This window comes from Reichenbachiella sp. (assembly GCF_039944555.1).
Lineage (GTDB): Bacteria > Bacteroidota > Bacteroidia > Cytophagales > Cyclobacteriaceae > Reichenbachiella.
Map to the genome: position 1 here is coordinate 116,320 of NZ_JBDUYN010000001.1, position 23,789 is coordinate 140,108.

The window sequence follows — 23,789 nt, forward strand, 5'->3', positions numbered from 1 at the left end:
AGACAGACTATTCAATGTCGAGCAATTTTGCTGAATAATTATTGCAAAGGAGCTGGCATAATTGTAGAAGTAGTATGGTGAGATCGCTTTGTGTTCGTCCTGATAGCGTCTTTTCCTTTAAGTAAGACAATGAAAATAGTCTCATTGTTATCCTAAATCTACGATAGGCTGGCCATTACGAATCATTATTTATTATGTGGATAAAAGTCACCTTTCGAGCCATGTGCTCTTTGATTTTTTTAAGTGCAACGTCATGTACCTGGGAACAAATGACTCCGCAGTTCGACTGCTCGGTGTCTCCGGTTCAGTTAGAACTAATTGACAGCAATGACTCCGAATGTGGAGTATCGGATGGAAGTTTTACCGTTCAGGCTTCAGGAGGCGAGCCTCCATATACAATCAGTTCTGAATCGGCAACAAATTCAGAGGGTGTGTTTGAAAACGTCCCGGCTGGAAACTATACGGTGTTAGTTACCGATGCCAACGACTGCTCCGAAGAGCTAAATGTTGAGATTCAAAACGCCAATGGGGTAAACCTCACTAAAATTGAAACATTAATTGCCGGGTGTCAATCTAATGACGGAGGCATCGAAGTGATCGCTACCGGTGGTGTGGAGCCCTATCTGTATACATTGAACGGAGGCAGTGAGCAGGCCAGTAACGTATTTTCTGCCCTGAGCAGTGGTTCGCATACTATAGGTATCACAGATCAGGAAGGATGCAGCGTTACCGGGAATGTTCAGGTTTTGTCTGGAGTTAGTTACTCCAGCTCCATAGAAAAAATAATTAAAAACAACTGTACTAGTTGTCATGGTGTAAGTGCATCTCCGAGTTTCGATTCTTATGATGAAATAAGAGCTCATGCTGCTTCTATCAAAAGGGTGACAGGAAACAAATCAATGCCCAGAGGAGCCACTATTTCTCAAGATGAAATTGACAGAATTGCCTGTTGGGTGGATGATGGCGCACTTTCCAACTAATATTTCAATCAGACTAATTGTTCAATCCGCACCTGGTTTTTTTTGACAACCATGGGAAGGTATAATCTAAAAATCTAATAATATGAAAAATGGAATTTTAACATTTCTACTAGTGGCATTTGCAATGGTATCTACCTTGGCACAACCGCTTTTGGATCGTACAGGAACGGCTTCTTTCTATTCCGAGGCTCCACTCGAGGATATAGAAGCTATAAATGAAGAAGTATTAGGAGCAATAGACCTTGAGAAAGGCACATTGGCCGTTTCCATGTTTATCAAAAAATTCAATTTTGAAAGAAGCCTGATGCAAGAGCACTTCAATGAAAACTATTTGGAATCTGACAAATATCCGAAAGCTACATTCAAAGGAGTGATTAAAGATTTCGCAGCTATAAACTTTACGGAAGCGGGAAGTTTTGAAGCGCAAGCAGAAGGTGAAATGGAAATTCATGGCGTTGTTAGGCCTCTAACTGCCGTGGTGAAGTTTAACGTGTCTCCTGAGACATTAAGGGTGTCTACCGAATTCGAAGTTTCGGTAGCCGATCATGAAATCGAGATACCAAAGCTGGTGATTAAGAATATCGCAGAGGTAGTCGAAGTCAGAGCATCATTTAATTTCAAACGACAAGAAAGATGAGACCATTCCTCTTAGTATTTATTTTCCTGACTATATCACTTTCGGTTAAAGCGCAGGACGATCTTCTTGCTGCACTTGAAGCGGAGCAGTCAGAAGAACCAGGCCTTGTAGAAGCCACCTTCAAAGGCACCAGGCTGATCAATGGTCACTCTATAGAAACCAGAAAAAAAGGAGTGATGGATTTTATGATCTCTCATCGCTTCGGTACCATCGATGGAGGAGGCTATGAGCTTTTTGGACTTGATCAGGCAAGCATTCGAATTGGGCTGGAATACGCAGTTACCGATCGTCTGTATTTTGGTTTAGGCAGAAGTTCTTTTGAGAAAACCTTCGATGGCTTTGTAAAGTATCGCCTGATTCGTCAATCAACCGGAGGAAAGGCGGTACCGGTTTCAGCGACATGGTTTAGCTCAGTGGCACTCAGGACTTTAAGAAATCCAGACCTGGACCTGAGCTTCACAGACAAGTTGGCGACTACTCACCAACTCTTGTTGGCACGAAAATTTAACAATGGAATATCACTCCAATTGATGCCGACATGGGTGCACAGAAATTTGATTGATGAAGACCAGTTGAACAATGACGTGTTTGCACTTGGGGCAGGGGGACGTGTCAAATTTTCGCAGCGAGTAGCTCTTTGTGTAGAGTACTACTATCAGTTTCAACAACTCAATGAAAATGCAAAAAATGCGTTTGCCATAGGCTTTGATATCGAAACCGGCGGACACGTATTTCAACTTCAGTTTACCAATGCCACATCCATGGTGCCAAAAGGATTTATCACAGAAACAACCAATGACTTCTTCGACGGAGAAATCCACTTTGGATTCAATATATCGAGGACTTTTCAAGTGAATTAGATACTCTACATGTAAAGGAAGACCAGTGCCTGTTCCGAGCAGGTGCCGGTTGGCCTTTTTGCTTCCTCGGCATCAGAAGTTCTAAAAGGAAATGAGTTAATCAAAATCAATAATTAATCTACGAATCAATGAAGAATCTATTTAAGCAATTAAATGTAATGCTGCTATTGGCGGCAATAGTTACTATCTCCTCATGTGGAGATGATAATGAAGAAGCCGCCCTAGAGGCAGGATCAATGATCAAACTTGCAAGCGACGCTACTTTGGGCGATGTCTTAACGGACGCTAATGGCGTTACTTTATATGTTTTCTCAACGGATGTGTCAGGAAACAGTACATGTCTTGACGGCTGTTTGAATAGCTGGCCCATCTTTTATGCTGCAGAAACGGAGATAGATGCAGAATTGGAAAGTGCTGATTTTGCAACTATTACACATGCCAGTGGTGCGAAGCAGACGACTTACAAAGGATGGCCGCTTTACTACTATGCACCGGCAGGCGACGGAGTGGTAGAAACAGCTGGAAGTACTTCAGGCGAAGGTGCTGGAGGGGTATGGTTTGTCGCCAAGCCCAATTATTCTATCATGTATGCCAATGCACAGTTGGTAGGCAATGACGGAAAAAATTACACTTCGGCCTATGAAGAAGGCGAAGAAGCGACCGCCTATTTTGTGAATGCAGAAGGAAGAACACTTTACATTTTTACCAACGACTCGAAAGATGTAAACAACTATACAGCTAGTGATTTTTCGAATGATGCAATCTGGCCAGTGTATACCAAAAGTATAGATGCCGTAGCCTCTACCATAGATGCTAGTGATTTCGGAACGATCGATGTATTTGGCGAGAGTCAGGTGACATACAAAGGATGGCCATTATACTACTTTGGCCAGGATACGGAAAGAGGAGATACTAAAGGAGTAAGTGTGCCAGGTCCTGGAGTATGGCCAATCGTAAACAAAAACACAGTAGGAGCGGAGTAGTCCTTACCGGAATGCAAAGGCGACAGACAACCTTTATTGAGAACGTGTCTGTCGTTCTTACTTTTCAGCAATGACCCCACCCTTTTTACCAGCTGTGTTCTTTTTCCTGATTAATAGTGAATCAGGCAAAGGTTGATGCGGTTCGAAAGAACCGCATTTTTTTTATCCGGCTTTGTAAACCATCTGGTTTTGCACAAAACCGAATCATTCTCCGGATCAATTGATTATTTTCGAATGTGTTTTTAGATTAAAATACAGTTTTGAAAGTCCAACTAACACCTAGATGAGGTCCATAAGATGAAGAATAAAATAATTAATTGCCTAAGCAAATTTGTCTGCTTGGTGATGGCTACCATGATTTTTGATCATAGCGTCAACGCCCAGCTAAAGCCCGTTTCCAGTGACGAATACGTGAGTGAACTGGATAAGAAAGTCTCAGCATGGTTAGATGAGTTCATCGTACCAGGAGCTGCCCTCGCGCTCATAGACAATGGAAAAATAATCCTTCAAAAAGGCTATGGATATGCTGATATAAAAAACAAGGTGACAGTAAACGGCAAAACGGGGTTTAATATTGGCTCCATTTCGAAGACTGTAGCCGCATGGGGAGTTCTCAAATTAGTAGAAGAAGGTAAGATTGAATTAGACAGCCCGGCAGAAAATTACCTTACCCGGTGGCATTTACCTGAATCGGAATACGATGTCAACAAGGTGACGGTTAGAAGACTGCTTAGTCATACGGCAGGGCTTTCTCTACATGGCTATCCTGGTTGGTCTCCCAGTGACACGCTACCAACTATTGAACAATCCTTGTCAGGAAAAAATAATGGACCCGGAGACGTTAGGATGATAATGGAACCTGGAACCAAGTGGAAGTATTCTGGCGGTGGATATACTATTCTACAATTAATTATTGAAGAAGTAACCGGGCAAAAATTTGCTGACTACATGCAAGCTGAAATTCTAAATCCGCTTGGCATGACAAATAGTAGTTATACAATTGATGACAAGATATTAAGCGCATCTTCTTTAGAACATAATGGTTATGGCGAAGTAATTCCCTTTGAATTGTTTACCGCGGAAGCAGCTGCCGGTTTACATACTACTATCGAAGATTTTGTGCTATTTGCTATGGCAAGTCTAAATGTTCCCAATGGATTAGTAGCTGACCAGTCAATCTTAGAACAAAGCACCATTAAATTAATGACATCTCCTGCACCGGCTGCAAATGGTCGATACGGATTGGGCTATGGAATAGATTCGATTCAAAACAGTCAGGCAGTTTTAGTCGGGCATGGTGGGGCAAATACAGGATGGCATGCCTATCTCAGAGTTAATCAACAAACGGGTGACGGATTTGCGATGATTACCAACGGAGGTTCGGGTCACAATGTCTATCGCCAGGCTTACTGTGATTGGATCAACTGGAAATTGGGTGTTTCGCTGGGAAATAGATGTATAAAGACAATTACTCCACTATTGATCAACGCTATTAGACGTGAAGGAATTGATGCAGCAATTGCCAGGTATAAAAAGATGAAAGAAACCAAAAGTGAAGATTATTTCTTCTCAGAAGGTGCACTAAACAACTTCGGATATGAATTGCTTCGATCAAATAAAGTCAAAGAAGCTATTGAAATCTTCAAACTAAATGTGGAAGAATACCCGGAATCAGGAAATGTTTATGATAGCCTCGGCGAAGCATATATGGTAGATGGAAATAACGAATTGGCCATTAAAAATTATGAGAAATCAATATCGTTGGATCCTGAAAATACCAATGGAGTTGAGATGCTCAAAAAACTAAAAAACCAATAAATTTTACTAAACGAACACGCTGCAATTGGTGAAATACACGGAAGGAGTCAGTCACATTCTGTAGAAAAATTGGACAGCTTGTACTGATGAGCGCTTTTAAAATTATAATGCCACCATTCCGATGAGATGGATTTAAAGGCATAGGATTCCATAACAGATTTTAAGAGCTTTCTATTGGACAGTGTAGTATCAGGAAGCAATGAATAGGCATGACTGGCTTCTTTGCCAAAAAAATCAAAAGGAGTTCCCATATCAAGTTCTTGACCGAGAGAATCAACTAAGGTGATATCAACGGCGCCACCACGATTGTGAATTGATCCGGAAGTATTTGGGTTGGCCACATACCCGGCATGGGGAAAAATCTCCCACATTTGTTTTTGGACATCCACTGGTCTGTAACAGTCAAAAAATTTGATTCGGAAACCCAACTTCTTGAATTCAAGATTTGCTCTGATTATTTCATCGGCAACTTCTTTTCTTAACAGGCAATGATCACATGCGTATACTTTTTTCTTTAGAAAATTATCTTCAGTAGCGTATTTCATGTCAAAAACGAAACCATCCGAGTATTTATTCATTACTACAAATGCACTGTCAGGAAGAGGCATGGGCACATACGCTTGACTAGTATCTTCTTGAACAAGCTCAATTGACTTTTGTTTTTTTGCCCGTTCGCAGCTGCACAAAAGAATGCCGACAATGAATATTTTAAATAGGTTTAATCTCATTTGTGAGTTCCGGTTTGATGAATTTAGTTCCGAGCTATCCCCCAATTGTCTCAATCTTCTCTTTACAAATCTGTTCGGTAAGGTCCTTAAGATGATTCACTCGATCCGCCAGGTACTCCAGGTCGTTTTGGGTGATGACATATTCATCCATCTTGTAGCGGGCGTCGATGTAAGCCTTTTGGAGCAATTCGAACCGGTGTTTTTCCTCTTCTGTGCCACGGGGAAAGACATCGAACTGCGAATCACAGTTGCGCACCCGCAGATCCAGTCGCTCAAGGTTGTGTTCCTTGGGTCGATAGTCAGTAAATACCAGTAGGATAGCCGTATAATAGCGCTCGGTGGCTTGGTGCAATTCGAAGGCTGCCACATTGTAGAAATCTTTGTCTTTTGCTCCCTTATCAAAGTTTGATTTAAAATTTGAAAAGAACATGTTGGCGCTCTTAAACCACTGATCGAAGTACCCTTGCGCTTTTTGCCGCGACTCTTCAGGGGTCAGTTTTTTAGCATTTTGGAGTTGGCATCGGCCCGTATCGTGCAGGAAAATGCCTTCTTTTTTGATATCTTGAAAAAAGTAGTTGCCTTCGGTCAGGGCCTGGTTCAGGTGTTTGATCGAGTGGAAGATCAGGCTGGGTGTAGTTCTGACCTTTCCGGTCGCCTCCAGTTGTTTTTCGATCTGCTCCTCTATTCTGAATTTTTCCTTCAGGTCGTCGTGTGTGGTCACCACCAGCAGGTCATAGTCACTTTTGTATTCGTAGTGGATACCCTTTTCCACATAGCTGTCCTCTACAAAGTTGCCCCGGGCATAGCTGCCAAAGAGGATGAGCATTTCTACGTTTTTGAATGAGGCCAGGCATTCGGTCAGTAGTTGGAGTTCTTCTTGTTTTTCCGGTGGTAAATGAGATAAAAGTTCTTTCACGAAGTTAAGATAGAAATAACCGATATAGTCTACTTAAGAATTTTCGAAAAAAGATGCGTGGGGTGGGTGAGGAGGCCTTTGGCAAACCGTGCCTACCCTTGAAAAAATCAACTTTCAGAGCTCTACATCGGATTAGTTGACTGCTAGTTGATTCTGGAAACATGAATTTTTACTCTCGGGGCGATACAAAATGGTGTTTTTCAGCTCTCGTCACGCGGAGAACAGCAGGAATTTTCTTTTTTGGTCCGCGCAGCACGGATAACTGCAGAAAATTTATTTTTTGGCTCTCGTCATGTGGAGAACTCCGAGAATTTTTATTTTTTCCTTCTCGCGGTGCCGCGCGGACGGGAATGACCTGTCAGGGTTCATAAAACGTGATCGGCAGCATAGCTGAGAGATTTGGACGGTGGTTGAATGGTAGGTAGGTAAAACTTGGTTTGATCGAACTACCATTTGTAATTAAGATTTAATCTGACTACAGAGGTGAAATGTTCGGAATTGAAAATCACCTAAATCGTGAGACTATATATGAGACTCACAAAACGAGGTTTTTTTTTAAAACAAAAGATGCATCATTTATTAGTAAAAGCTGAATCTATTAATTTTATTTTGCGAAGGCTTATAAGAGCAATTTCATTATTTTCTTTTTTCAATCTTAGTCTTATAGTATCCCATTTAGTTTTTTCGGTAGGTTTTCCAAAAAAATTCTTCATATCCTTCGATAGCTTTTCAATTACATCTCTTTTTTTTAATATCAAGCTATCTTCATCAAAGTATACGATCAAACGATTTTGACTATTTCTATAAATGCCGTAAGCAACGTCATTTCTTTCTACATATTTATCATAATCCTCTTTATAAAGTACAGGATTGGTATTACATAAGTCAAAAGCAGTGCTGGTATACTCATAACTTGCAGAGAGGAAATCGTCTATCACCTTTGATTTAATCTCAAGTTTTGTTTTGTCGAGCTCGGCTTGATATGCAGATTTTCTTTCTGAAGGATTGACAATAAAATAGGCAATACTTCCTCCTAGGAAATATAAAAGTACAGTTCGTATTGTCTCATTTCGAAATTTTAGACTATCCTCCCACTTTGACATTTTAATTTTTCTTTGATGGTAATTCACCTCAACTGAATTAGTTGAATGTCACAATTATAATGTATTTCTGCAAACCATGAAGAAATGAGTATTCATTTAAGAGATTCCGATCGTGCGCGTATGCGACACGTTTTTTTTCGTCGCAGTATCTATATTTGACAAATGTCTGAAAAGTACAAATTTCGTGATCCCGAAGGGCTGTATTTTGTCACCTGTACTATAGTTCATTGGATTGGCCTATTTACCCGGAAGGAATTTAAACACATCATAGTTGATTCGTTGAAATATTGTCAAAACCTAGTCGAGAATGAAATCACAGATGAGCCTGAATGGTATTTGTATAGCTCGGCAAGAGATTATGCAGGAAAAATGGGATTATTGGCTGTCGAACTGTTGCATTGAGAAACGCGCTGCAAACGTGCACGATGGGAAGTGTGTTTTCAATAATTCGTTTTTCAGTATATTTGTGTTATGAAATCAGATAAGAAGATTCTTAAAGAAATGCAAGAGCTAGATCAGGTGATGAATAAGCGCCTAGCTATTGAAAAAAAATTGCATGAAGGTACCGTAGTACAAGTCACGACTCCCAAGCGTGCCAAAAGAACTGAGTATAGTTTTTGATTACTCCAAAATTAATCATCATTGCTGGTCCTAATGGTGCAGGAAAGTCAACATTGAGCAGTGATATTGTAGCCAAATATGGCATCACTGCATTTGATTTTGACAAAGAATATTATCAACAATGGGCTCGTTTTTCATACAATCCAGCTGTTCAAAGAGGATGCAAGGAGTATGTAGCAGATAAATTTGAAACATCAATTGTTTCCGCATTTGAGACCAAATCCAATTTTAGCTTTGAAACGAATTATCATACTAAAGATATTTTAAACTATCTGGATTTGGCAGATCAGTACGGTTATGAGAAAAACTTGATCTTTATAGGTCTAAAATCGGCTACTCTGGCAAAAGAAAGGGTAGCATTAAGAGTGAGCAAAAACGGTCATAATGTACCTAATCAAGAAATAGATTCTCGTTATAAAAATGGATTGACGCTACTTGATAATTCATTCGACAGATATAATAATATAGTCATCTCCGAAAGCTATCCTGATTTCAAATCTGAAAACTGCATAGGAATACAAGGAGAAAAAGGATATTTGGTGAAGCAACCAAGCTATATGAAATCCTTGCCTCGATTAACGAGTCACATCACAGGTTTAGAGCAAAGTAAGTCGATTAGGTTCAGTTTTTAAACGTTCGTTTAATATGAGTATTTCTGGAAGGAAACACAAACCACCTATATTAACTTATTTGACAACAAATGTCTGAAAAGTACAAATTTCGTGATCCCGAAGGGCTGTATTTTGTCACCTGTACTATAATTCATTGGATTGACCTATTCACCCGGAAGGAATTTAAACACATCATAGTTGATTCATTGAAATATTGTCAAAACGAGAGAGGGTTGATAATTCATGCCTGGGTATTGATGCCAAGTCATTTACACATGGTTGTGAGCGGTAACTTACTTTCTGACATTATGTAGGATTTCAAGAAATTTACATCAAAGAAAATTACCTTGGAAATGGATTTGATCAATGAGAGTCGAAAAGAATGGCTAAGTAAGGCATTTAGGAGTTCGGCTGATAAGATCAAAAGAGTTAAGACTTACAAAGTCTGGCAAGATGGCAATCACCCCATTCAGCTAGAATCCAATAAATTTATTGTTGAAAAACTAGACTATATTCATCAAAACCCAGTCGAGAATGAAATCACAGATGAGCCTGAATGGTATTTGTATAGCTCGGCAAGAGATTATGCAGGAAAAATGGGATTATTGGCTGTCGAATTATTGCATTGAGAAACGAGTTGCAAACGCGCATGATCGGAGTGTTTTTTAATAAATATTGCCATCATATGAATCCTCTATTTCAATTAATTTGCCATGTAATTGGACGCGTATATCTCATCATTAGATTCAAAACCTGGGCAAAAGCTGATGAACTAATAGAAGAAGAAAGTCAACTATTGTAGGTGTCTTTTTGTGCAGGTGATTAAGCTAATAAGAATTACGCCGAGAGAGATTTAACTTATTCGAAAAACGATCCTTTGAAGTCCCATTTTAAGTGGGTTCTTTTTAATTGTTGAAAAAACTAAATAGTTAAGTATATAGACAGTATTTTGAAGTCGATGGGAGATAGATTACTGATTAAAAAATATGAAAATGACTTTTAAATCGGTGGCTTAGGGTTCACCTTGAGAAAAAACTGGTGCTCTATAACAAACAACTAAAGGGATAGCATCAAATCACCAAAAGAGAAAAAGATTTTGATTAACCGCGCGTATTCTAATTGTTACTCCGAACAAACGTCTAGAGTCAAAATAGTTCCTATCCACTATATTTAAGCGAATTATTATTTGAGAAACATTTAACAAGCCAACCTAAATGATGGAAATCAAAAAAGACAGAATACTTGTTATCGGCTCACTTGGTGCTCTTGGAAGGGGATTGACTACAAAATTGAGACTACGGTATGGTGAAAACAATGTAATTTCCTCAGATATCGTAAGTCCGGAAAAATTAGAGGACAACAAAGGAATTTATGAGCAATTTAATGTTTTCGACAAAGAGCGCCTTCGTCAAGTGGTAGAGAAATACCAGGTCAATCAAATCTACCTATTGGCAGCCATATTGTCTGCGAAAGGAGAAGCTAACCCACTGTTTTCCTGGGATCTTAACACCAATAGCTTGCTCAATGTGTTAGAGTTAGCCCGTGAAGAGAATATAGCCAAAGTATTTTGGCCCAGCTCCATTGCTGTCTTTGGTGAGGGAACAGAAATGATTAACACTCCTCAAAATGGAATCCGTGATCCAGTTACAATCTATGGAATGAGCAAAATGTCTGGAGAGCAATGGGCAAAGTACTATTTTTCAAGGTATGGAGTAGATGTTAGGAGTGTGCGATATCCAGGTGTTATCGATTCATTATCCTTACCTGGCGGCGGTACCACTGATTATGCAATGGACATGTTTCACAATGCGCTTCGAGATAAATCATTCCAATGTTTTTTAGAGCCAGACACCTCACTTCCGATGTTATACATGTCAGATGCCATAGAAGCTGCCATTCAAATCATGGAGGCTCCAGCAGAGAAGATCAAGGTGAGGACAAGTTATAATATTCAAGGTATGAGCTTTTCTCCAGAAGAACTCGCCAACAAAATATCAGAAAATGTTCCGGGATTTGAGATCTCCTATCACCCTGATTTTCGTCAGATAATCGCCAACACATGGCCAGATAGTATTGATGACATGGAGGCCAGAAATGATTGGGGATGGAAACCTCAATTTGATCTTTCATCCATGGTCGATGGGATTTTTAATGAGCTTAAGGAAGAATATCCTGATTCGATCATTGACACCTACTCTGTAAAGATCACATCCTTAATTGAAGCCATTCGCATTTCATTTGAGGGGCTTTCTCCAAAGGCAATCAGCACTGCTTATCCAAAATTTTATCAAAAGTTAAATCTTCGGCTAAAGGAAATTGAAATCGATATAGAGCAAAAGAAAGGGTACAACATAGAAGTATCAGAAGACAGTGAAGAATTGACCGTGTTAGACCAGCATATAGAGGAATTAGAGGAGATGCAAAAGGAAATTACAGGCTACAAACCTGAAATTTGGCGGGTTCATAAAATAATTGTTGAAGGCGAGGAACTTCGAAAGAAAAAATCAGCCAGCAAGAATTTCATTCTCGGAATTGTTGGTGGAATCATTGCGGGTGTTATTGGTGGAATAATTGTAACGTATCTATCAAAACAGGTGTTTTAACATCAATCTAAGTCCTACCCCCCCACTGGCGCAAGCTTGTAGCTTGTGTCCAATAACGACTCAATAGCTCGAGTTTGAGTGCCATGGAAACGCAGTCCAAGGGTCTCACAAAACGAATACTAAATCTTGACAAATCGAACATTTATGAAAATTGTATTAACCCTTCTCTTATTTACAGCAACAAATTCGTTTTGTCAAGATTTTGTAACAGACCTTAATGGTTTTAGGTTGGGACAATTTCGAGATGTTCCAAAAAATGAATTAAATACCATTATTCAAGAGGATAAATTTGATAATGGCTTTGAGTATGAAATCTTCTTAGTTGAACCTGATACATCGGTGTACATGTTATTTGAATACGCCAACTATGATCTCAAGACAATTTGGTCAATCCAACTTACCGGCACAAAAAAAGACTTTGACTGTGGGTTTAAGGGACTAAAACTTGGTATGTCTGAGGCCGAAATAAAATCACTAATGGGGGAAGCATCAACTGTTGAAGACGCAGGAGATTATGGAGACAAGTGGATCTATGACAATGCGAATTATTCTCTTGAAATAAGTCCTAATGGATTGCTGGCGGGGATAAAAATCATTGATCAATCTCAAGAGTTTTACACTGCTTCTGACATAATGAAAATTCCTAATTTTAAGCAATACTCAGAAATACTTAATTCTGACAATCAGCAACTCATATCTGATATACTTGCTCCTGGAATTGAAGTATATAAAAACGATTCTGTCCATTATTTTCATAATTCAATGATGAAAGAAATTAATGAAGATGGTTCCGGAATATTCTCTCTCACAAAAGAATTGAGTCAAATACTTAGTAGAGTTGATCCAATGGATTCATTACAGTATGAAGAGAATATTAGAGTGGCCGTGGGCCAAGCTACCTTGCATGTAGCAAAAATTAAGCTTGATGGAAATTACAATGAGATTGTCTTCAGGTATTTGTTTGGGCAATATCTCATTTGGGAAATTCAATTGTAGTCAGTCTCATGAAACGAATGATATGAATTTTGAAAATTTCCGAAATGACCTTGAGAATAAGATATCTAGCATCACAAAGTTTGAACTTCAAGAATATCATTTTGAACCTCATTGCTTTGGAAATGGTATCCTTGTGTATAGAATTAAGGGAAGGATTCACAAGTTTGAATATGATGGTAGAGAGGATTTACTTACATGGTATGTTGGACCACCACATGTTAAATATTTTGGTGCTGAATTAAAATTTATTATGACAATTGTTGGACTGATGATTGAAACTGAAACTCTTAAAGACGAACTCAATTAGCCTCACAAAACGAATGACTAGAGAAAAAGTAATACGTTGGTTTTTATTTGCTCTGATTTGGATATCAGGTATGTTAATTTTTGACCTATCAGGCAGTCTACTATATATGCTAATTTATGGTGTCATTTCATGGTTTGTTTCAATATTGATATTAAGAATGAAAAATTCTAATTAAACGAATGTGATTTGACTTTCGCTCGACCGTATGTGTCATGCGACTAAAACCTTATTAGACATTTGTCCAATGGAGATGCCTTTGATACAATGCCAGAAAAGAAATAAACTAGTCTCTCAAAACGAATCGTTCGTTATGCTTTGATTTTGGAATATATTTAACCTTAAGTTGAATCTTTACATTTTACTAAATGGAAGAAATTTTTTACCCGATTGCTGGGGTCCTATTTATCAATACGATTTATCTCTCTTGTAAATTCATCGCTTCACTATGGCTTGGAATTCATGAAAATCAAATATTTCTTGGTTACGGGAAGCATGAAGCCTTAAAATTTAGAGTCAAGAATTTAACGATTTATCTTGGCCTATTTATTCCATTGCCATGGTTGGCAAAGTTTTATAGCTATGAGAATGGTGTCAAAAATCGGATAAGGTTAGAGTGGGAATATGATGCACCTTGGATCAAACGATTACTGGTAACTTTTGGAGGGACTGTTGGCTCATTACTCGCATCAATGATAATTTTTTCAATACTGGCCTATCAAGAGGTAGATCAATTTGTTTCAAAGGAAGAATTAAATAAATATGGTATTTATCCCTCCCAATTTGCAAGAAGTACCGGTTTTCAAAAAGGTGATAAAATTATCTCGATAAATGGAGAGACAAATTACAAGTATGAGGAGTTAATAGCACCAAATGTTTTGCTAGGAGATCCTACATACCAAATCCTGCGAGATAAGGACACTTTGGATATTCAGATAGCCTTGAATTTCAGTGAAAATGAAGGGGCTGAATTTATGCTATATCCCAATGCACCTTGTGAGGTTAATTACATCTTACCCGGTAAACCAGCCAATAGTGCAGGCTTAATCAGTGGTGATATAATTACTCATCTTGAAGGTAACGAAGTCAACAGCCTTGAGGAGATTAAAGAAAAATTGAAAATATATAGCGGGGATGAAGTACAAGTCAAATTCAATAGGAATGGAGATCTGGACACATTGAGGGTCGAGGTACTTTCTGATGGGACCATCGGTTTTGTTGCCACTTCGTTAGTTGAATTTACACATTCAAGCAAGAGTATTGGAGTTTCGCTAAAAGAAGGAGTTACAATGCCCTTCACTTTGGTCATGTTAAATATCAGGGGACTAAGTAAGTTGTTTGGAGGCGAAGATCAAGTAAATAGAAAAGTCAGTGGCCCAATTAGAATTGCAAGTTTGTACACTAACAGCGCTACCAGGTTTTTTAGGATTTCTGCATTATTTATGGCTATTCTTGCTTTTTGGGATTTAATGCCGTTTCCAAAGTCAGCTATCCTAAAAAGCTTTCCTATCATTTGGGAAGTACTAACAAAAAATAAAATAGCTTATAAAAGTTTCAAAAACATTCAAAGAGTAGGGTGGTATATTATAGCCGCACTTATGGCCATCACAATCATGAATGATATATTGATGATTCTTTAAAATTATTGTCACACAAAATAGCGCCCGCTTGAGTGCAAAGGAAACGCGTGCGGATGCTATTCCGGTATTTCATCTGTATTCTTTCTTTCACCCTCCCATGGCAAAAAGAACGAGATAGTTTAGTCAGACGATACCATAACCTTTCTAATGCTTCACGCAGTCTATATTTTTTGAGCAAACTGCTTACGTGCCCGGCTTAGCTGTGTGGGCGTGATCCCCAAATACTGTGCGATATAATAATGAGGGATTCGATTCAATAATCCGGGATAATCATTTAGAAAAAGCCCATACTTTTCCACCGAATCCAAATTGAGTAACGACACCAATCGGGATTGCAACTGCTGATTGAGCTTTTGAAATTCGCAGGTAATAATCTCTGTAATTCCAGGGTCTTTGTTCACCTGCGACATGACCTCAGCATAGTTGGCCACCGAAACTTCACAATCTTCAAGAGCCTGAATCGTCATTGATAGATTGACATTGGGAATGAAGCTGCCTACAATCATATCACCCTCCTGATAAAAATGAGTAGTGATCTCACCTTCGTCCTTGTCATAAACAAAGCCTCGCATGACGCCTTTGGTCAACTTGCCAATTTTGGAGCAAGGGTTTCCATATTTAAGAAAAAAATCCCCGTTTTTCAATAATTCAATGCTATGCAAGGACTCGTTAAGTGTCGGACTCTTCATCTGTAGTTAGTCATGAACTTCATTCAAAAGGCAATAGATCAGGTGCTATATACTCCTTCTTCGCTTTTGTTGAGTTAAAGATATCAATTCCATAGTGAGAACTAATCAAGCCCTTGAAATTCGATTTAAGTTGAGGAAACTCTGAAACAAAGTCAGAAAAATTACTGGAATTTGATTGGCCTACAAAATAATTGACCATCTTGACAGAAGCAATGGTCAATGTGGTATTGTATTTATCGGTAGCTCCCAAAGCGACAACAAACCTTAACAATTGATCACACAGGTTTTTTATAGCCGTTTCAACGCCATATTTCTCAATATGAATCCAGGCCAACCTTAAATGTGCCTCGTGGTTAAACATAGATGGAGAAAGGGTACAGTTTTTAAATTCTATTTCGAATTCATTGTCAGTTAAATCAAAATGGTTGATCATGTCCTATTGTTTTAGGGTTTGTATATTATTTTGTATTCATTTCTTTTATGCAAAGAAGGGCTACGCTTATCGCTTTTCCATTTACAAATGTTGAGAAAGGTGGTTTAATGGGATCTAAATTTTAACTGGTACCTGCCCTTTAGTAAAAAGTCCCATCAAACGTGCGGATGCTATTCCAGTATTTCCAATTGTTTAATTTTATTGAAGATAAAGTCTCGCAAAACGAATAATCTCATGAAGGTAATTATCACAGGTGCAACAGGAATGGTCGGGAAAGGAGTGCTGTTGGAATGCCTTGATCATACGGACATAGCCGAAGTGCTTTCTATATCAAGAAGATCTACCGGCATAGAGCATTCCAAACTTGTTGAATTGATTCACGAAGATTTTTCTGATTTTGAAAGTATAGCAGATCGTTTAAAGGGATATGATGCTTGTTACGCGTGCATGGGTGTGAGCGCCACTGGAATGAGCGAAGCCCAGTACACCAAACTGACCTATGACTTTACGATTTCACTAGCGAAAACACTTCACGCTGTAAATAACGATATGGTCTTTGTTTATGTCTCGGGAGAAGGAACTGACTCTACAGAAAAATCCTGGATCATGTGGGCAAGGGTAAAAGGGAAAACAGAAAATGATATATTGAATCTTGGCTTTAGAAAAACCTTTATTTTCAGGCCCGGCGCCATTATACCTAAAAAAGGTGTTCAACCCAGTAGCAGACTGTCGCGTGTACTGATCAATATGCTTATTTGGTTGTTTTATTTAATTAAGTTGATATCGCCAAGATCTATTGTAGATTCTATCCAAATTGGAAGGGCTATGATAAATGTAACAATCAATGGATATGAGAAAGAGATCATTAGACCGTCAGACATTTTAGAATTGGCTTGATACTATTAATAAAAATTGAAAACTACCTCACAATACGAATGAATTTAAATAAAGCTAAAGCATTTTGGGAAAGAGCAGTGAATGTGGGTGTAGCCCCCTCGGATGACTTTAGTAAGAAAAAAAAATTCGCTTCCTTAATGCAATCTTTGTGATTTTCAGTCCTGTTCAGAATTAAGTGTTGTAAATGGTTTTCAGGAGGTGTTGTAATATAATCCGGATAGGCTATTGCGAATTACTCATAGATTTCTGATATTTATTTTCCAACCAATAGACCAGAAATGAATACTTGCCTTTTTAAACTCTTTACCCTTCATTATACATTTTTTTTGAGGTTGATTGGGAGACCATTTGTTTATTCTAAAATCGTTAGAAATGAGTAACAAGTGGTCTGACAAAAAAAAATTATTATTGGAAGGAGTTGTTGCGATTGTGGTGACAATTATTGGTGGATTGGTACTAGCAAACCTTTTAGCAAACGACCATCAGACTAATACACCAGAAAGAGATTACCAATTATCTTTTACCCACGACGTTCTTCATCCTCAGTTGGTTGATGAGGGTGTAGCCGTATTTGCTGATTACTCACTTAGAATACCACTAGAAGGTAATGAACTTCTTTATATTCAAGCGGCACGTGATAAGGAGTTCAACGAAAAAATCCTTAACGTGAGGGTCGACTATGCCTACCAATCCAACAGAGTAGATGCGTTAATTGTAGAAAAATTTGATGTTGCCTACGTGAGAATGATTATCTTGGATCGGGTAGGTGAGCCGGCATTTGAGACCAAAAGCATTGAAATTAGCTATCCAGACCAATGAGAAGAGTACTTTTTTGCCTACCATTCCTTTTTCAATACGCACATGCTCAAACTTCCTTCGTTTCTGTGGCTGGTGTACTTGTTGACGAAAACAAAAATAGAGTGAGTGGAGTTTGTATTGATCTGGCTCTACACCAAGACCATCGGCCAGGTAAGTCTTTAGGATTTTCACTAGGGTCAGATTGTACCAATAATGCAGGTGTCTACAACCTTTCTACGACAGATCAGGTAGCCCAAAACATTAGGACCTTCTATATTTCATGTGATGATAGAAGTTATGAGGAAAGTGTACGAGAGGTGGTTTTGCAGAAAGTTGACAATCAAAGTATTCAATTGAGAATTGGTAAAGCTTCAGATCTTATGTTGTATAAGAATAAGAAAGTTCTTAATAAGAAGCAAACAAAAGCTCGTCTGAATAATGCTGCGAAAACAGAAGCTTATAAATCTGAAATTCTTGAAGACTACGGCTTAGATCAGGCCAAATCAAGCTTTGCTGGCAAGGCAGGTTCACTATTTAATAATTATGAGAACGGCATTAAGGATTATGATGAATTGATGAATTCACTTTGGTTTGACCTTCAGACCATTTCCAATACGGGGCAGGGAGTGGCTATCAAAGAGATTTTTGACCTTGACTTTCTGTTGAATGTAAAATTCACTAAGGAATTTCAAGAGCAAAAAAGCCAATTGAATGACGTCCGATCAAATAACCAGAAGGCCATGTTTACGGTAATTGCCAGTACCGGTAAAAACTTAGTTAAGTCCAAAAAAGGATCGTATGAGCAGATGAGTTTAGGACGACAGCTTTATGAAAACGAAGAACTAAAGATATCTAAGGGATCATACTTAGGTCTGATACGTGCTTCTGGCCAAGCACTGGAATTGACATCTTCTGGGAAGCTGACAGTTGCAGAACTAACAGACATGATAAGGGTAGACGGATCAGAAATCCTGAAGGAATATACTTCATTTCTAACTGACAATCTGGAAAGAAAGGAGCAGGAGGGTTACCGAAAGTGGGTAAGCATGCAAGTCACCTCGAAGTCAGTAGGTAAGCCGATTGACGTATTCTTGCCTAGAATGAACCAGGTGATGGGAGAACGTATCGTAGTATCCTGGGAGGGTCAAGAGACCCAGGGAGACGAGACCTATGTCGTTTCATTAAAAAATAATTTCGATGAAGAAATGATAAGCCAAGAGGTGAGGGAGCGGTCTTGCACCTTGGATCTTACTAAAGATCAACTGGGAAATGACAGTTTGTTTGTCCTTACTGTAAAGCTCAAAGGCGCAGGGCAGGTCAGATCAGAGACGATTGGCTTGCGCAAATTGCGAGAGGATCAAGTTGGAAAATACAAACAGGACATTGAGAAAATTGAAGCAAGTTTTCAACCAAATAGCCCTTTGCGAAGGATTGTCCTAGCCTCGTATTTTGAGAAAAATGGCTTCATTGCTGAGGCGCTCAGTGAGTACAACGATTTGATAGAAGAAAACGAACAAGTTTCTGATTTCAGGGTGCTAAGAAAGGATGTTCTGGAAAGGAATGGTATCCAAATATTTGAGGATTGAGATCAAGAATAAAATGAAAGGCTTTTGTTTGTTTGTTTGTCTTTTATCTTCCTTGCCTGTCACCGGCCAAATTAGTGGAATGATGAAGTTTGCTTTTAGGGCTCCTGCCTTCAAGTTGGCCGAGACGTCTAAACCTTATGTGCCTTTCTTGAGTGCGGGTGAAATAGAGTTCTTATATGACCTGAACCATAAACATGAGTTTGGACTCACTTTTGGTGCTGGAGGTTTTGCCGCTAGAGGGGGATATAGGGATTTCAATGGGGTCTCGGCCAAAATTCTTGGAGGACACAGTCAGGACGCTAATGTATATGCAACCTATCATTATTTTCTCAGGGAATATGATGATCGTCCTTATGTACGAAACATTCGTCCATTCTTGAAATTGAGTGCAGGGTATTTGTATCATTATGTTGCTGCAATCACCTATTATGATGATAACTACCAGGTCTTAAACGAATTTGAAGCAGTGAGCAAGAGTACTATAGGCTCTAATGTAGGCATGGGAGTTTTATTTGGTTCTATGTTTCAAATTGATTTAAAGTACAATTTGACTCCGGATTATAACTATGTCAGCCTGGTCATAGGGTTTCCCAGAATTGGGCCTCATCATTACTGGTTTTAATGATTTAGATATTGAGCAATATGGGACACAATCCTTTGAGCAACGTTGGATTGATCGGCCGTTAGGTCATGACTCATTAGCTTTTCTTTTCCGTAAAATAAATTGAAGTTAACCTTAACCTTTTTGGTGCTCTGGTCATAGGTATAACCTCCGGCAATCAAGTAGGAGTTCTCGGTTGCACCATTGGCATAAAATTCGTAATTAAAGGCCTTGGATTTTAATAATTGGTCAACGGCCGTTTGCACGTCTAAAGGGTCATTCCATTCAGTCTTTATATGAAATTTCGATGGTACGAAGACCGGGTCATACTGAGGAAGATGGATCTGAGGACGAACCTTTTTACTAGCGATACCAATAGGAAAGCTTTCGGTTCCTACCACTAAGGGGAGCTGTGATATTCCAATCTTTTGGGCCAGTTTCGGAACATGGTTCCTGGAAAATTCGAACAGACGAGCTACATCTATCTGACCCTCCTGATCGGACAAGGCCGCCCCTTTCATTCCAAGCAACAGGCTATAGGTAAGCAGACCCATCTTGTGCTCAGAAGCTTCGTAGCTAACCTTGTCTTTGGCCGATCCAGTAATAATATGAGAACCTGTAGTAGAAAATAATTTTTCCAAAGCCTGTTCTTCGTTGGCCACCGATCCTCTGCGAAATGGGCTAAGCATCTTTGTCATGTTGCCAGAGTTGCAGGCATCTATGATAGTAACCTTCTTCAGTGCTTGTACCATATTCAGCCAGGTGGCAATTTCACTGTATGATATCCGCTCTTCTTCTGAAATGTAAAGATTGGAGTTTCCAACCCTCACGTTTGGCAGTAGGTAATAAAAACTATTTCTATCATGACCGACGGTGCCATGACCAGAGAGGTAAATGAGTAGCACATCATTAGCATTGGATTTTGATGAAAACTCTTCAAATACACGCCTCATATTTGATTTGTTTGGATAATCTTCACCGTTGTGATCTGTAGTCAGTAACCTGACCTCAACGTTCTCGGGGCCAAATAGCTCAGTGCTAGTAAGTTTCAAAGATTCGGCAAATGCCTGGGCATCTTTTGCGGCGAATTGCAGATCCAGACTGTTCTCATCATAATTTGATATGCCGCAGACCATGGCATATAGTTTGGCTTTAGGTTTGCCGGTAGGCTCATACTGAAGGTGCATCTTATGTTCGGTTGGATTGGCTAACGATCTTATTTCACTGTAGGTCTCGATTTTTATTTCATCCACCTGATTGTCCTTCACATAAGGATGCCACTTGAGGTCGTAGGTCATGACATCAGTGGGGCTAAAGTCAGGGAAATAATCCCTAAAATCAGCATTCACCTCCCTGTCGTTTATCGAAACTTTGATTGGTCCAATCCCACCACCTCTGTCGATCACTTTCATTTCTAGAATTCCCTGACTGTTGAACAGTGACTTATTCACATTTACTATCGGGTTATCTGCGACATTTAGATTTTTTAATCTTTCATTGTTGTACCCGAGCAGCTTCTGTAACAATTTGGGTTCATGATAGCGTAGGGTTAGGTCATCATTGTCGACGATGGTACTCCCGGAGCGAAGAAAGAGTGAAGAAAGAAGTTCAGACGAGGCATCATAGTGACCGTCGGGGGACTTTACGATCCAATAGTTTGGATAGACGTAGGAGACCATAGTGGCTAGTTCCTTTCCTTCTTCCAGGTCCCAAAGCCTAATGGTGTGATCTTCACTGGAAGTCAGTACTTTGGTGGTGTCAGGCAGTAGACAGATAGATGTGATTTTGCCTACATGTCCAAACAACCTGAGTTTTGGACGGCTATCGTCCATCTTCCAATAGATCAATTCACCGTCAAAACTTCCGGACAAGAAATGCTCCCCATCATTAATTGCCTTCACCACACTGAGGGGGGAATAATGTCCTAAATAAGTCCTTTCCGGCTTCTTATTGTCGATGTTCCAGAGCTGTATTCTTTTGTAATGGTCACCTGTGAGAAATTGGTTGTTATCAGATAGAAAGTCTATAGAACTTATCCCGCGCAAATCTTTTATTCCGGCAATAGGGGCGATCTCATAGTCGAGTTCGCCTATTAGCTGTCTCTGTTTCTTCTTAATTTTTGACTTGAAACTCTGCAACAACTCACCCGTAGCGTTATTCCACAAGTTGATAGTATTGTCATTGCCCGCCGAAAGCAAATGTTTACTATCATCTGAGAAATCCACCGCTCGTATGGCATCTGTGTGTTCCGACAGTTGAATTCGTTGATTTTCTCCATTATTTATGGTTTTTTTAATATCCCACCTGACCAAGTTGCCGGACCAATCTCCTGTTACTAACCATTTATGGTCAGGAGATACGGCTACTGCCTCAATATCACTTTTATGTCGGATGAAGTCCCATTGCTTTCCTTCACTAGCATCTACAAGGTCCAATTCGTTGTTATTTGATGCGAAATAATACTCTTTGTATATCGGTTCGATCTTGTCCGTTGTTTTGGACTCGAGGAGGTGCCAGGAAATTTTATTGGTATGCAAGTCCCACATCCTGGTCATCATATCTCCCCCGATAAGTATTCTTTTACCGGAAGGTGAGAGTTTCAAACTCTTTATTTTTGATGTGGGAGAATTAAACTGAAATCTTATACGGTTGGCAATCGTGCCATTGTAAGAAACATCTGACTGGTATACATACCCCTGTGATCCGGTGTAGATAAACGCTTGATTGTTCGTAAATTTGGTGAAGATAGTAGAATTAAAGTCAAAAGTTTTTTCATCCAGCAAACTTTCCAAATCCCATAGCTTTAGTTGTCTGAAGCCCGAAGAAATGATACGCTTGCCATCGGGGGATACATCCAAACTCGTAACCCCATAGGGGTGGGCAAAGACGAAGTCCCTAACCGGAACGTTATAGTCATCATGCCAGATTTTGATAGAACCGTCTTTGCTGGAAGAAACAAAAGAATCACCGTTGTTCAAAAATACAAGTCCGTTGACAGTATCCAGATGTCCTCTGTATTCATTGACCTTTTTACCTCTTCTTATCTCCCATTTCCTTATGCGCTTATCGAATCCTCCTGATAATAAATACTTTCCATCTGGAGATATTTCCAAGCAGGTGACTCCGCCTAATTGGTAACTTTCTTTATGGACGAGTTCATCGTTTAGTTTGTGCGAGACGGCCGTGAGGGCCGTACTTCGTTGTTGATGCGCCCTGAGTCTTTTGAGTTGCTGACCAGTTTCCCTATGCCAATACCTGACCGTTCGGTCATAACTACTGGAGAATATGGTGTCAAAACTTAGAGAAAACAAAGCCTGACTCACCGGTTCTTTGTGCCCTTTGTAGCGGGCAATTATATGGCCATTTTGAAGGTTCCAACAGATGATTTCACCGTCGTTGCTGCCAGACAGCAGATATCTACTGTTGTCAGAAATATTGAGACTGGTAATAGAGGCCCTGTGTCCCTTAAAATACCTAATGAATTGCTTTGCTTCGAGATCCCACAAGTTGATGATAAAATTGGTATGGCCTGCGGATACTGCAAACTTACCATCATTTGAATTTGCAAGAATGCTGTTGTTGTAATCAATGCCCTGTTCAAAGGTCACCTTGATTTTATGGTCTTGGCTTTGCTGCGCAATCATTGATGACCAAAAAAAGAAAAAGATGGCAAAAATGGGTAGGCGGGCGAGGTGATTCATTGCACTAAATGGATCAATTTCATAACATTAAATATACTATTGAATGTCTGATTATTGTATTTATTGGTAATTAAAAAATACAGTGAATGCTGCTAATCGAAGGGAGGTAAAGGTATTCAATTATATGATATGTTATAATTAATAATAATTACTACGCTAAAAAGCATAATAGGTAAATCAGACCTTGTTTTAACGAACTAGTTTTCCCTAAATAATCAACACTTCTAAATCGATAAACCAACAATTCCAGAAAACTGGCGCATCCAATTAAGTCAATGACTCAT

General features: G+C 39.3%; 23 protein-coding genes. 17 read left to right on the forward strand and 6 right to left on the reverse strand.

Going from position 1 to position 23,789, the window contains the following annotated elements:
* Positions 1-194: 194 nt before the first annotated feature.
* The 5 genes from ABJD64_RS00435 to ABJD64_RS00455 all read left to right on the forward strand — a co-directional run bounded on the left by ABJD64_RS00435 (position 195) and on the right by ABJD64_RS00455 (position 5,278).
* Positions 195-980 carry a cytochrome c gene (locus ABJD64_RS00435; protein WP_348182070.1) on the forward strand — a complete coding sequence of 262 codons (786 nt, stop codon included), beginning with the start codon at positions 195-197 and terminating at the stop codon, positions 978-980.
* Between the two features lie 82 nt (positions 981-1,062).
* Positions 1,063-1,617, forward strand: coding sequence for a YceI family protein (locus ABJD64_RS00440; protein WP_348182071.1), 555 nt, complete (start codon positions 1,063-1,065; stop codon positions 1,615-1,617).
* A complete protein-coding gene (locus ABJD64_RS00445) occupies positions 1,614-2,477 on the forward strand; it encodes a DUF5777 family beta-barrel protein (RefSeq protein WP_348182072.1) in 864 nt (287 codons plus the stop codon). Before ABJD64_RS00440 ends, ABJD64_RS00445 begins: the two co-directional genes overlap by 4 nt.
* Before the next feature lie 128 nt (positions 2,478-2,605).
* A complete protein-coding gene (locus ABJD64_RS00450) occupies positions 2,606-3,460 on the forward strand; it encodes a hypothetical protein (RefSeq protein ID WP_348182073.1) in 855 nt (284 codons plus the stop codon).
* 297 nt (positions 3,461-3,757) lie between these two features.
* Positions 3,758-5,278 (forward strand): serine hydrolase, encoded by a 1,521-nt coding sequence (locus tag ABJD64_RS00455; RefSeq protein WP_348195282.1) that lies wholly within the window; start codon positions 3,758-3,760, stop codon positions 5,276-5,278.
* A gap of 47 nt (positions 5,279-5,325) precedes the next feature.
* Here ABJD64_RS00455 and ABJD64_RS00460 read toward each other — a convergent pair whose 3' ends face one another.
* The 3 genes from ABJD64_RS00460 to ABJD64_RS00470 form a co-directional block, all read right to left on the reverse strand.
* Positions 5,326-6,006 (reverse strand): M15 family metallopeptidase, encoded by a 681-nt coding sequence (locus tag ABJD64_RS00460; RefSeq protein WP_348182075.1) that lies wholly within the window; start codon positions 6,004-6,006, stop codon positions 5,326-5,328.
* 34 nt (positions 6,007-6,040) lie between these two features.
* Entirely contained in the window at positions 6,041-6,922 is an 882-nt protein-coding gene (locus ABJD64_RS00465) for a HEPN domain-containing protein (protein WP_348182076.1), read from the reverse strand.
* Between the two features lie 572 nt (positions 6,923-7,494).
* Positions 7,495-8,025, reverse strand: a complete 531-nt coding sequence (locus ABJD64_RS00470; RefSeq protein WP_348182077.1) for a hypothetical protein — start codon at positions 8,023-8,025, stop codon at positions 7,495-7,497.
* Between the two features lie 162 nt (positions 8,026-8,187).
* Here ABJD64_RS00470 and ABJD64_RS00475 point away from each other — a divergent pair, with 162 nt between their 5' ends.
* From ABJD64_RS00475 to ABJD64_RS00510, 8 genes are all read left to right on the forward strand, one after another.
* Entirely contained in the window at positions 8,188-8,427 is a 240-nt protein-coding gene (locus tag ABJD64_RS00475; RefSeq protein ID WP_348182078.1) for a hypothetical protein, read from the forward strand.
* A gap of 69 nt (positions 8,428-8,496) precedes the next feature.
* Positions 8,497-8,646 (forward strand): hypothetical protein, encoded by a 150-nt coding sequence (locus ABJD64_RS00480; protein ID WP_348182079.1) that lies wholly within the window; start codon positions 8,497-8,499, stop codon positions 8,644-8,646.
* A complete protein-coding gene (locus ABJD64_RS00485; RefSeq protein ID WP_348182080.1) occupies positions 8,643-9,278 on the forward strand; it encodes a zeta toxin family protein in 636 nt (211 codons plus the stop codon). Before ABJD64_RS00480 ends, ABJD64_RS00485 begins: the two co-directional genes overlap by 4 nt.
* Positions 9,279-9,610: 332 nt before the next feature.
* Positions 9,611-9,886, forward strand: coding sequence for a hypothetical protein (locus tag ABJD64_RS00490; RefSeq protein WP_348182081.1), 276 nt, complete (start codon positions 9,611-9,613; stop codon positions 9,884-9,886).
* Positions 9,887-10,471: 585 nt separating this feature from the next.
* Positions 10,472-11,860, forward strand: a complete 1,389-nt coding sequence (locus tag ABJD64_RS00495) for an NAD-dependent epimerase/dehydratase family protein (protein ID WP_348182082.1) — start codon at positions 10,472-10,474, stop codon at positions 11,858-11,860.
* A gap of 144 nt (positions 11,861-12,004) precedes the next feature.
* Entirely contained in the window at positions 12,005-12,856 is an 852-nt protein-coding gene (locus tag ABJD64_RS00500) for a hypothetical protein (protein ID WP_348182083.1), read from the forward strand.
* Positions 12,857-12,878: 22 nt separating this feature from the next.
* A complete protein-coding gene (locus ABJD64_RS00505) occupies positions 12,879-13,163 on the forward strand; it encodes a hypothetical protein (protein WP_348182084.1) in 285 nt (94 codons plus the stop codon).
* A 365-nt stretch (positions 13,164-13,528) separates the two neighbouring features.
* On the forward strand, positions 13,529-14,800 hold the full coding sequence (locus ABJD64_RS00510; protein ID WP_348182085.1) for a PDZ domain-containing protein: 1,272 nt from the start codon (positions 13,529-13,531) through the stop codon (positions 14,798-14,800).
* Positions 14,801-14,961: 161 nt separating this feature from the next.
* On the opposite strand, the gene ABJD64_RS00515 is transcribed toward ABJD64_RS00510, so the two are convergent.
* Both ABJD64_RS00515 and ABJD64_RS00520 read right to left on the reverse strand, forming a co-directional pair.
* Positions 14,962-15,489, reverse strand: a complete 528-nt coding sequence (locus ABJD64_RS00515; protein WP_348182086.1) for a Crp/Fnr family transcriptional regulator — start codon at positions 15,487-15,489, stop codon at positions 14,962-14,964.
* Positions 15,490-15,508: 19 nt separating this feature from the next.
* A complete protein-coding gene (locus ABJD64_RS00520) occupies positions 15,509-15,922 on the reverse strand; it encodes a hypothetical protein (RefSeq protein WP_348182087.1) in 414 nt (137 codons plus the stop codon).
* Between the two features lie 234 nt (positions 15,923-16,156).
* On the opposite strand from ABJD64_RS00520, the gene ABJD64_RS00525 reads away from it, so the two are divergent.
* The 4 genes from ABJD64_RS00525 (at position 16,157) to ABJD64_RS00540 (ending at position 19,825) form a co-directional block, all read left to right on the forward strand.
* A complete protein-coding gene (locus ABJD64_RS00525; RefSeq protein WP_348182088.1) occupies positions 16,157-16,819 on the forward strand; it encodes an NAD-dependent epimerase/dehydratase family protein in 663 nt (220 codons plus the stop codon).
* Positions 16,820-17,191: 372 nt separating this feature from the next.
* The gene (locus ABJD64_RS00530; RefSeq protein ID WP_348182089.1) at positions 17,192-17,638 is read left to right on the forward strand and encodes a hypothetical protein; all 447 of its coding nucleotides are present in this window, start codon (positions 17,192-17,194) and stop codon (positions 17,636-17,638) included.
* Positions 17,635-19,203 carry a hypothetical protein gene (locus ABJD64_RS00535; RefSeq protein ID WP_348182090.1) on the forward strand — a complete coding sequence of 523 codons (1,569 nt, stop codon included), beginning with the start codon at positions 17,635-17,637 and terminating at the stop codon, positions 19,201-19,203. The genes ABJD64_RS00530 and ABJD64_RS00535 overlap by 4 nt, the downstream gene beginning before the upstream one ends.
* Before the next feature lie 79 nt (positions 19,204-19,282).
* Positions 19,283-19,825 carry a hypothetical protein gene (locus ABJD64_RS00540; protein WP_348182091.1) on the forward strand — a complete coding sequence of 181 codons (543 nt, stop codon included), beginning with the start codon at positions 19,283-19,285 and terminating at the stop codon, positions 19,823-19,825.
* On the opposite strand, the gene ABJD64_RS00545 is transcribed toward ABJD64_RS00540, so the two are convergent.
* Positions 19,822-23,505 carry a caspase family protein gene (locus tag ABJD64_RS00545; protein WP_348182092.1) on the reverse strand — a complete coding sequence of 1,228 codons (3,684 nt, stop codon included), beginning with the start codon at positions 23,503-23,505 and terminating at the stop codon, positions 19,822-19,824. The two genes, ABJD64_RS00540 and ABJD64_RS00545, sit on opposite strands and share 4 nt — an antisense overlap.
* Between the last annotated feature and the right edge of the window lie 284 nt (positions 23,506-23,789).

Bases quoted from the DNA above. Each gene is read 5' to 3' on its own strand.
- ABJD64_RS00495 (WP_348182082.1), top strand. From the start codon at position 10,472: ATGATGGAAATCAAAAAAGACAGAATACTTGTTATCGGCTCACTTGGT.
- ABJD64_RS00525 (WP_348182088.1), top strand. From the start codon at position 16,157: ATGAAGGTAATTATCACAGGTGCAACAGGAATGGTCGGGAAAGGAGTG.
- ABJD64_RS00515 (WP_348182086.1), bottom strand. From the start codon at position 15,489: ATGAAGAGTCCGACACTTAACGAGTCCTTGCATAGCATTGAATTATTG.
- ABJD64_RS00520 (WP_348182087.1), bottom strand. From the start codon at position 15,922: ATGATCAACCATTTTGATTTAACTGACAATGAATTCGAAATAGAATTT.
- ABJD64_RS00490 (WP_348182081.1), top strand. From the start codon at position 9,611: ATGGATTTGATCAATGAGAGTCGAAAAGAATGGCTAAGTAAGGCATTT.
- ABJD64_RS00545 (WP_348182092.1), bottom strand. From the start codon at position 23,505: ATGAATCACCTCGCCCGCCTACCCATTTTTGCCATCTTTTTCTTTTTT.
- ABJD64_RS00500 (WP_348182083.1), top strand. From the start codon at position 12,005: ATGAAAATTGTATTAACCCTTCTCTTATTTACAGCAACAAATTCGTTT.
- ABJD64_RS00450 (WP_348182073.1), top strand. From the start codon at position 2,606: ATGAAGAATCTATTTAAGCAATTAAATGTAATGCTGCTATTGGCGGCA.
- ABJD64_RS00475 (WP_348182078.1), top strand. From the start codon at position 8,188: ATGTCTGAAAAGTACAAATTTCGTGATCCCGAAGGGCTGTATTTTGTC.
- ABJD64_RS00540 (WP_348182091.1), top strand. From the start codon at position 19,283: ATGATGAAGTTTGCTTTTAGGGCTCCTGCCTTCAAGTTGGCCGAGACG.
- ABJD64_RS00505 (WP_348182084.1), top strand. From the start codon at position 12,879: ATGAATTTTGAAAATTTCCGAAATGACCTTGAGAATAAGATATCTAGC.
- ABJD64_RS00435 (WP_348182070.1), top strand. From the start codon at position 195: ATGTGGATAAAAGTCACCTTTCGAGCCATGTGCTCTTTGATTTTTTTA.
- ABJD64_RS00480 (WP_348182079.1), top strand. From the start codon at position 8,497: ATGAAATCAGATAAGAAGATTCTTAAAGAAATGCAAGAGCTAGATCAG.
- ABJD64_RS00535 (WP_348182090.1), top strand. From the start codon at position 17,635: ATGAGAAGAGTACTTTTTTGCCTACCATTCCTTTTTCAATACGCACAT.
- ABJD64_RS00510 (WP_348182085.1), top strand. From the start codon at position 13,529: ATGGAAGAAATTTTTTACCCGATTGCTGGGGTCCTATTTATCAATACG.
- ABJD64_RS00445 (WP_348182072.1), top strand. From the start codon at position 1,614: ATGAGACCATTCCTCTTAGTATTTATTTTCCTGACTATATCACTTTCG.
- ABJD64_RS00460 (WP_348182075.1), bottom strand. From the start codon at position 6,006: ATGAGATTAAACCTATTTAAAATATTCATTGTCGGCATTCTTTTGTGC.
- ABJD64_RS00530 (WP_348182089.1), top strand. From the start codon at position 17,192: ATGAGTAACAAGTGGTCTGACAAAAAAAAATTATTATTGGAAGGAGTT.
- ABJD64_RS00440 (WP_348182071.1), top strand. From the start codon at position 1,063: ATGAAAAATGGAATTTTAACATTTCTACTAGTGGCATTTGCAATGGTA.
- ABJD64_RS00470 (WP_348182077.1), bottom strand. From the start codon at position 8,025: ATGTCAAAGTGGGAGGATAGTCTAAAATTTCGAAATGAGACAATACGA.
- ABJD64_RS00455 (WP_348195282.1), top strand. From the start codon at position 3,758: ATGAAGAATAAAATAATTAATTGCCTAAGCAAATTTGTCTGCTTGGTG.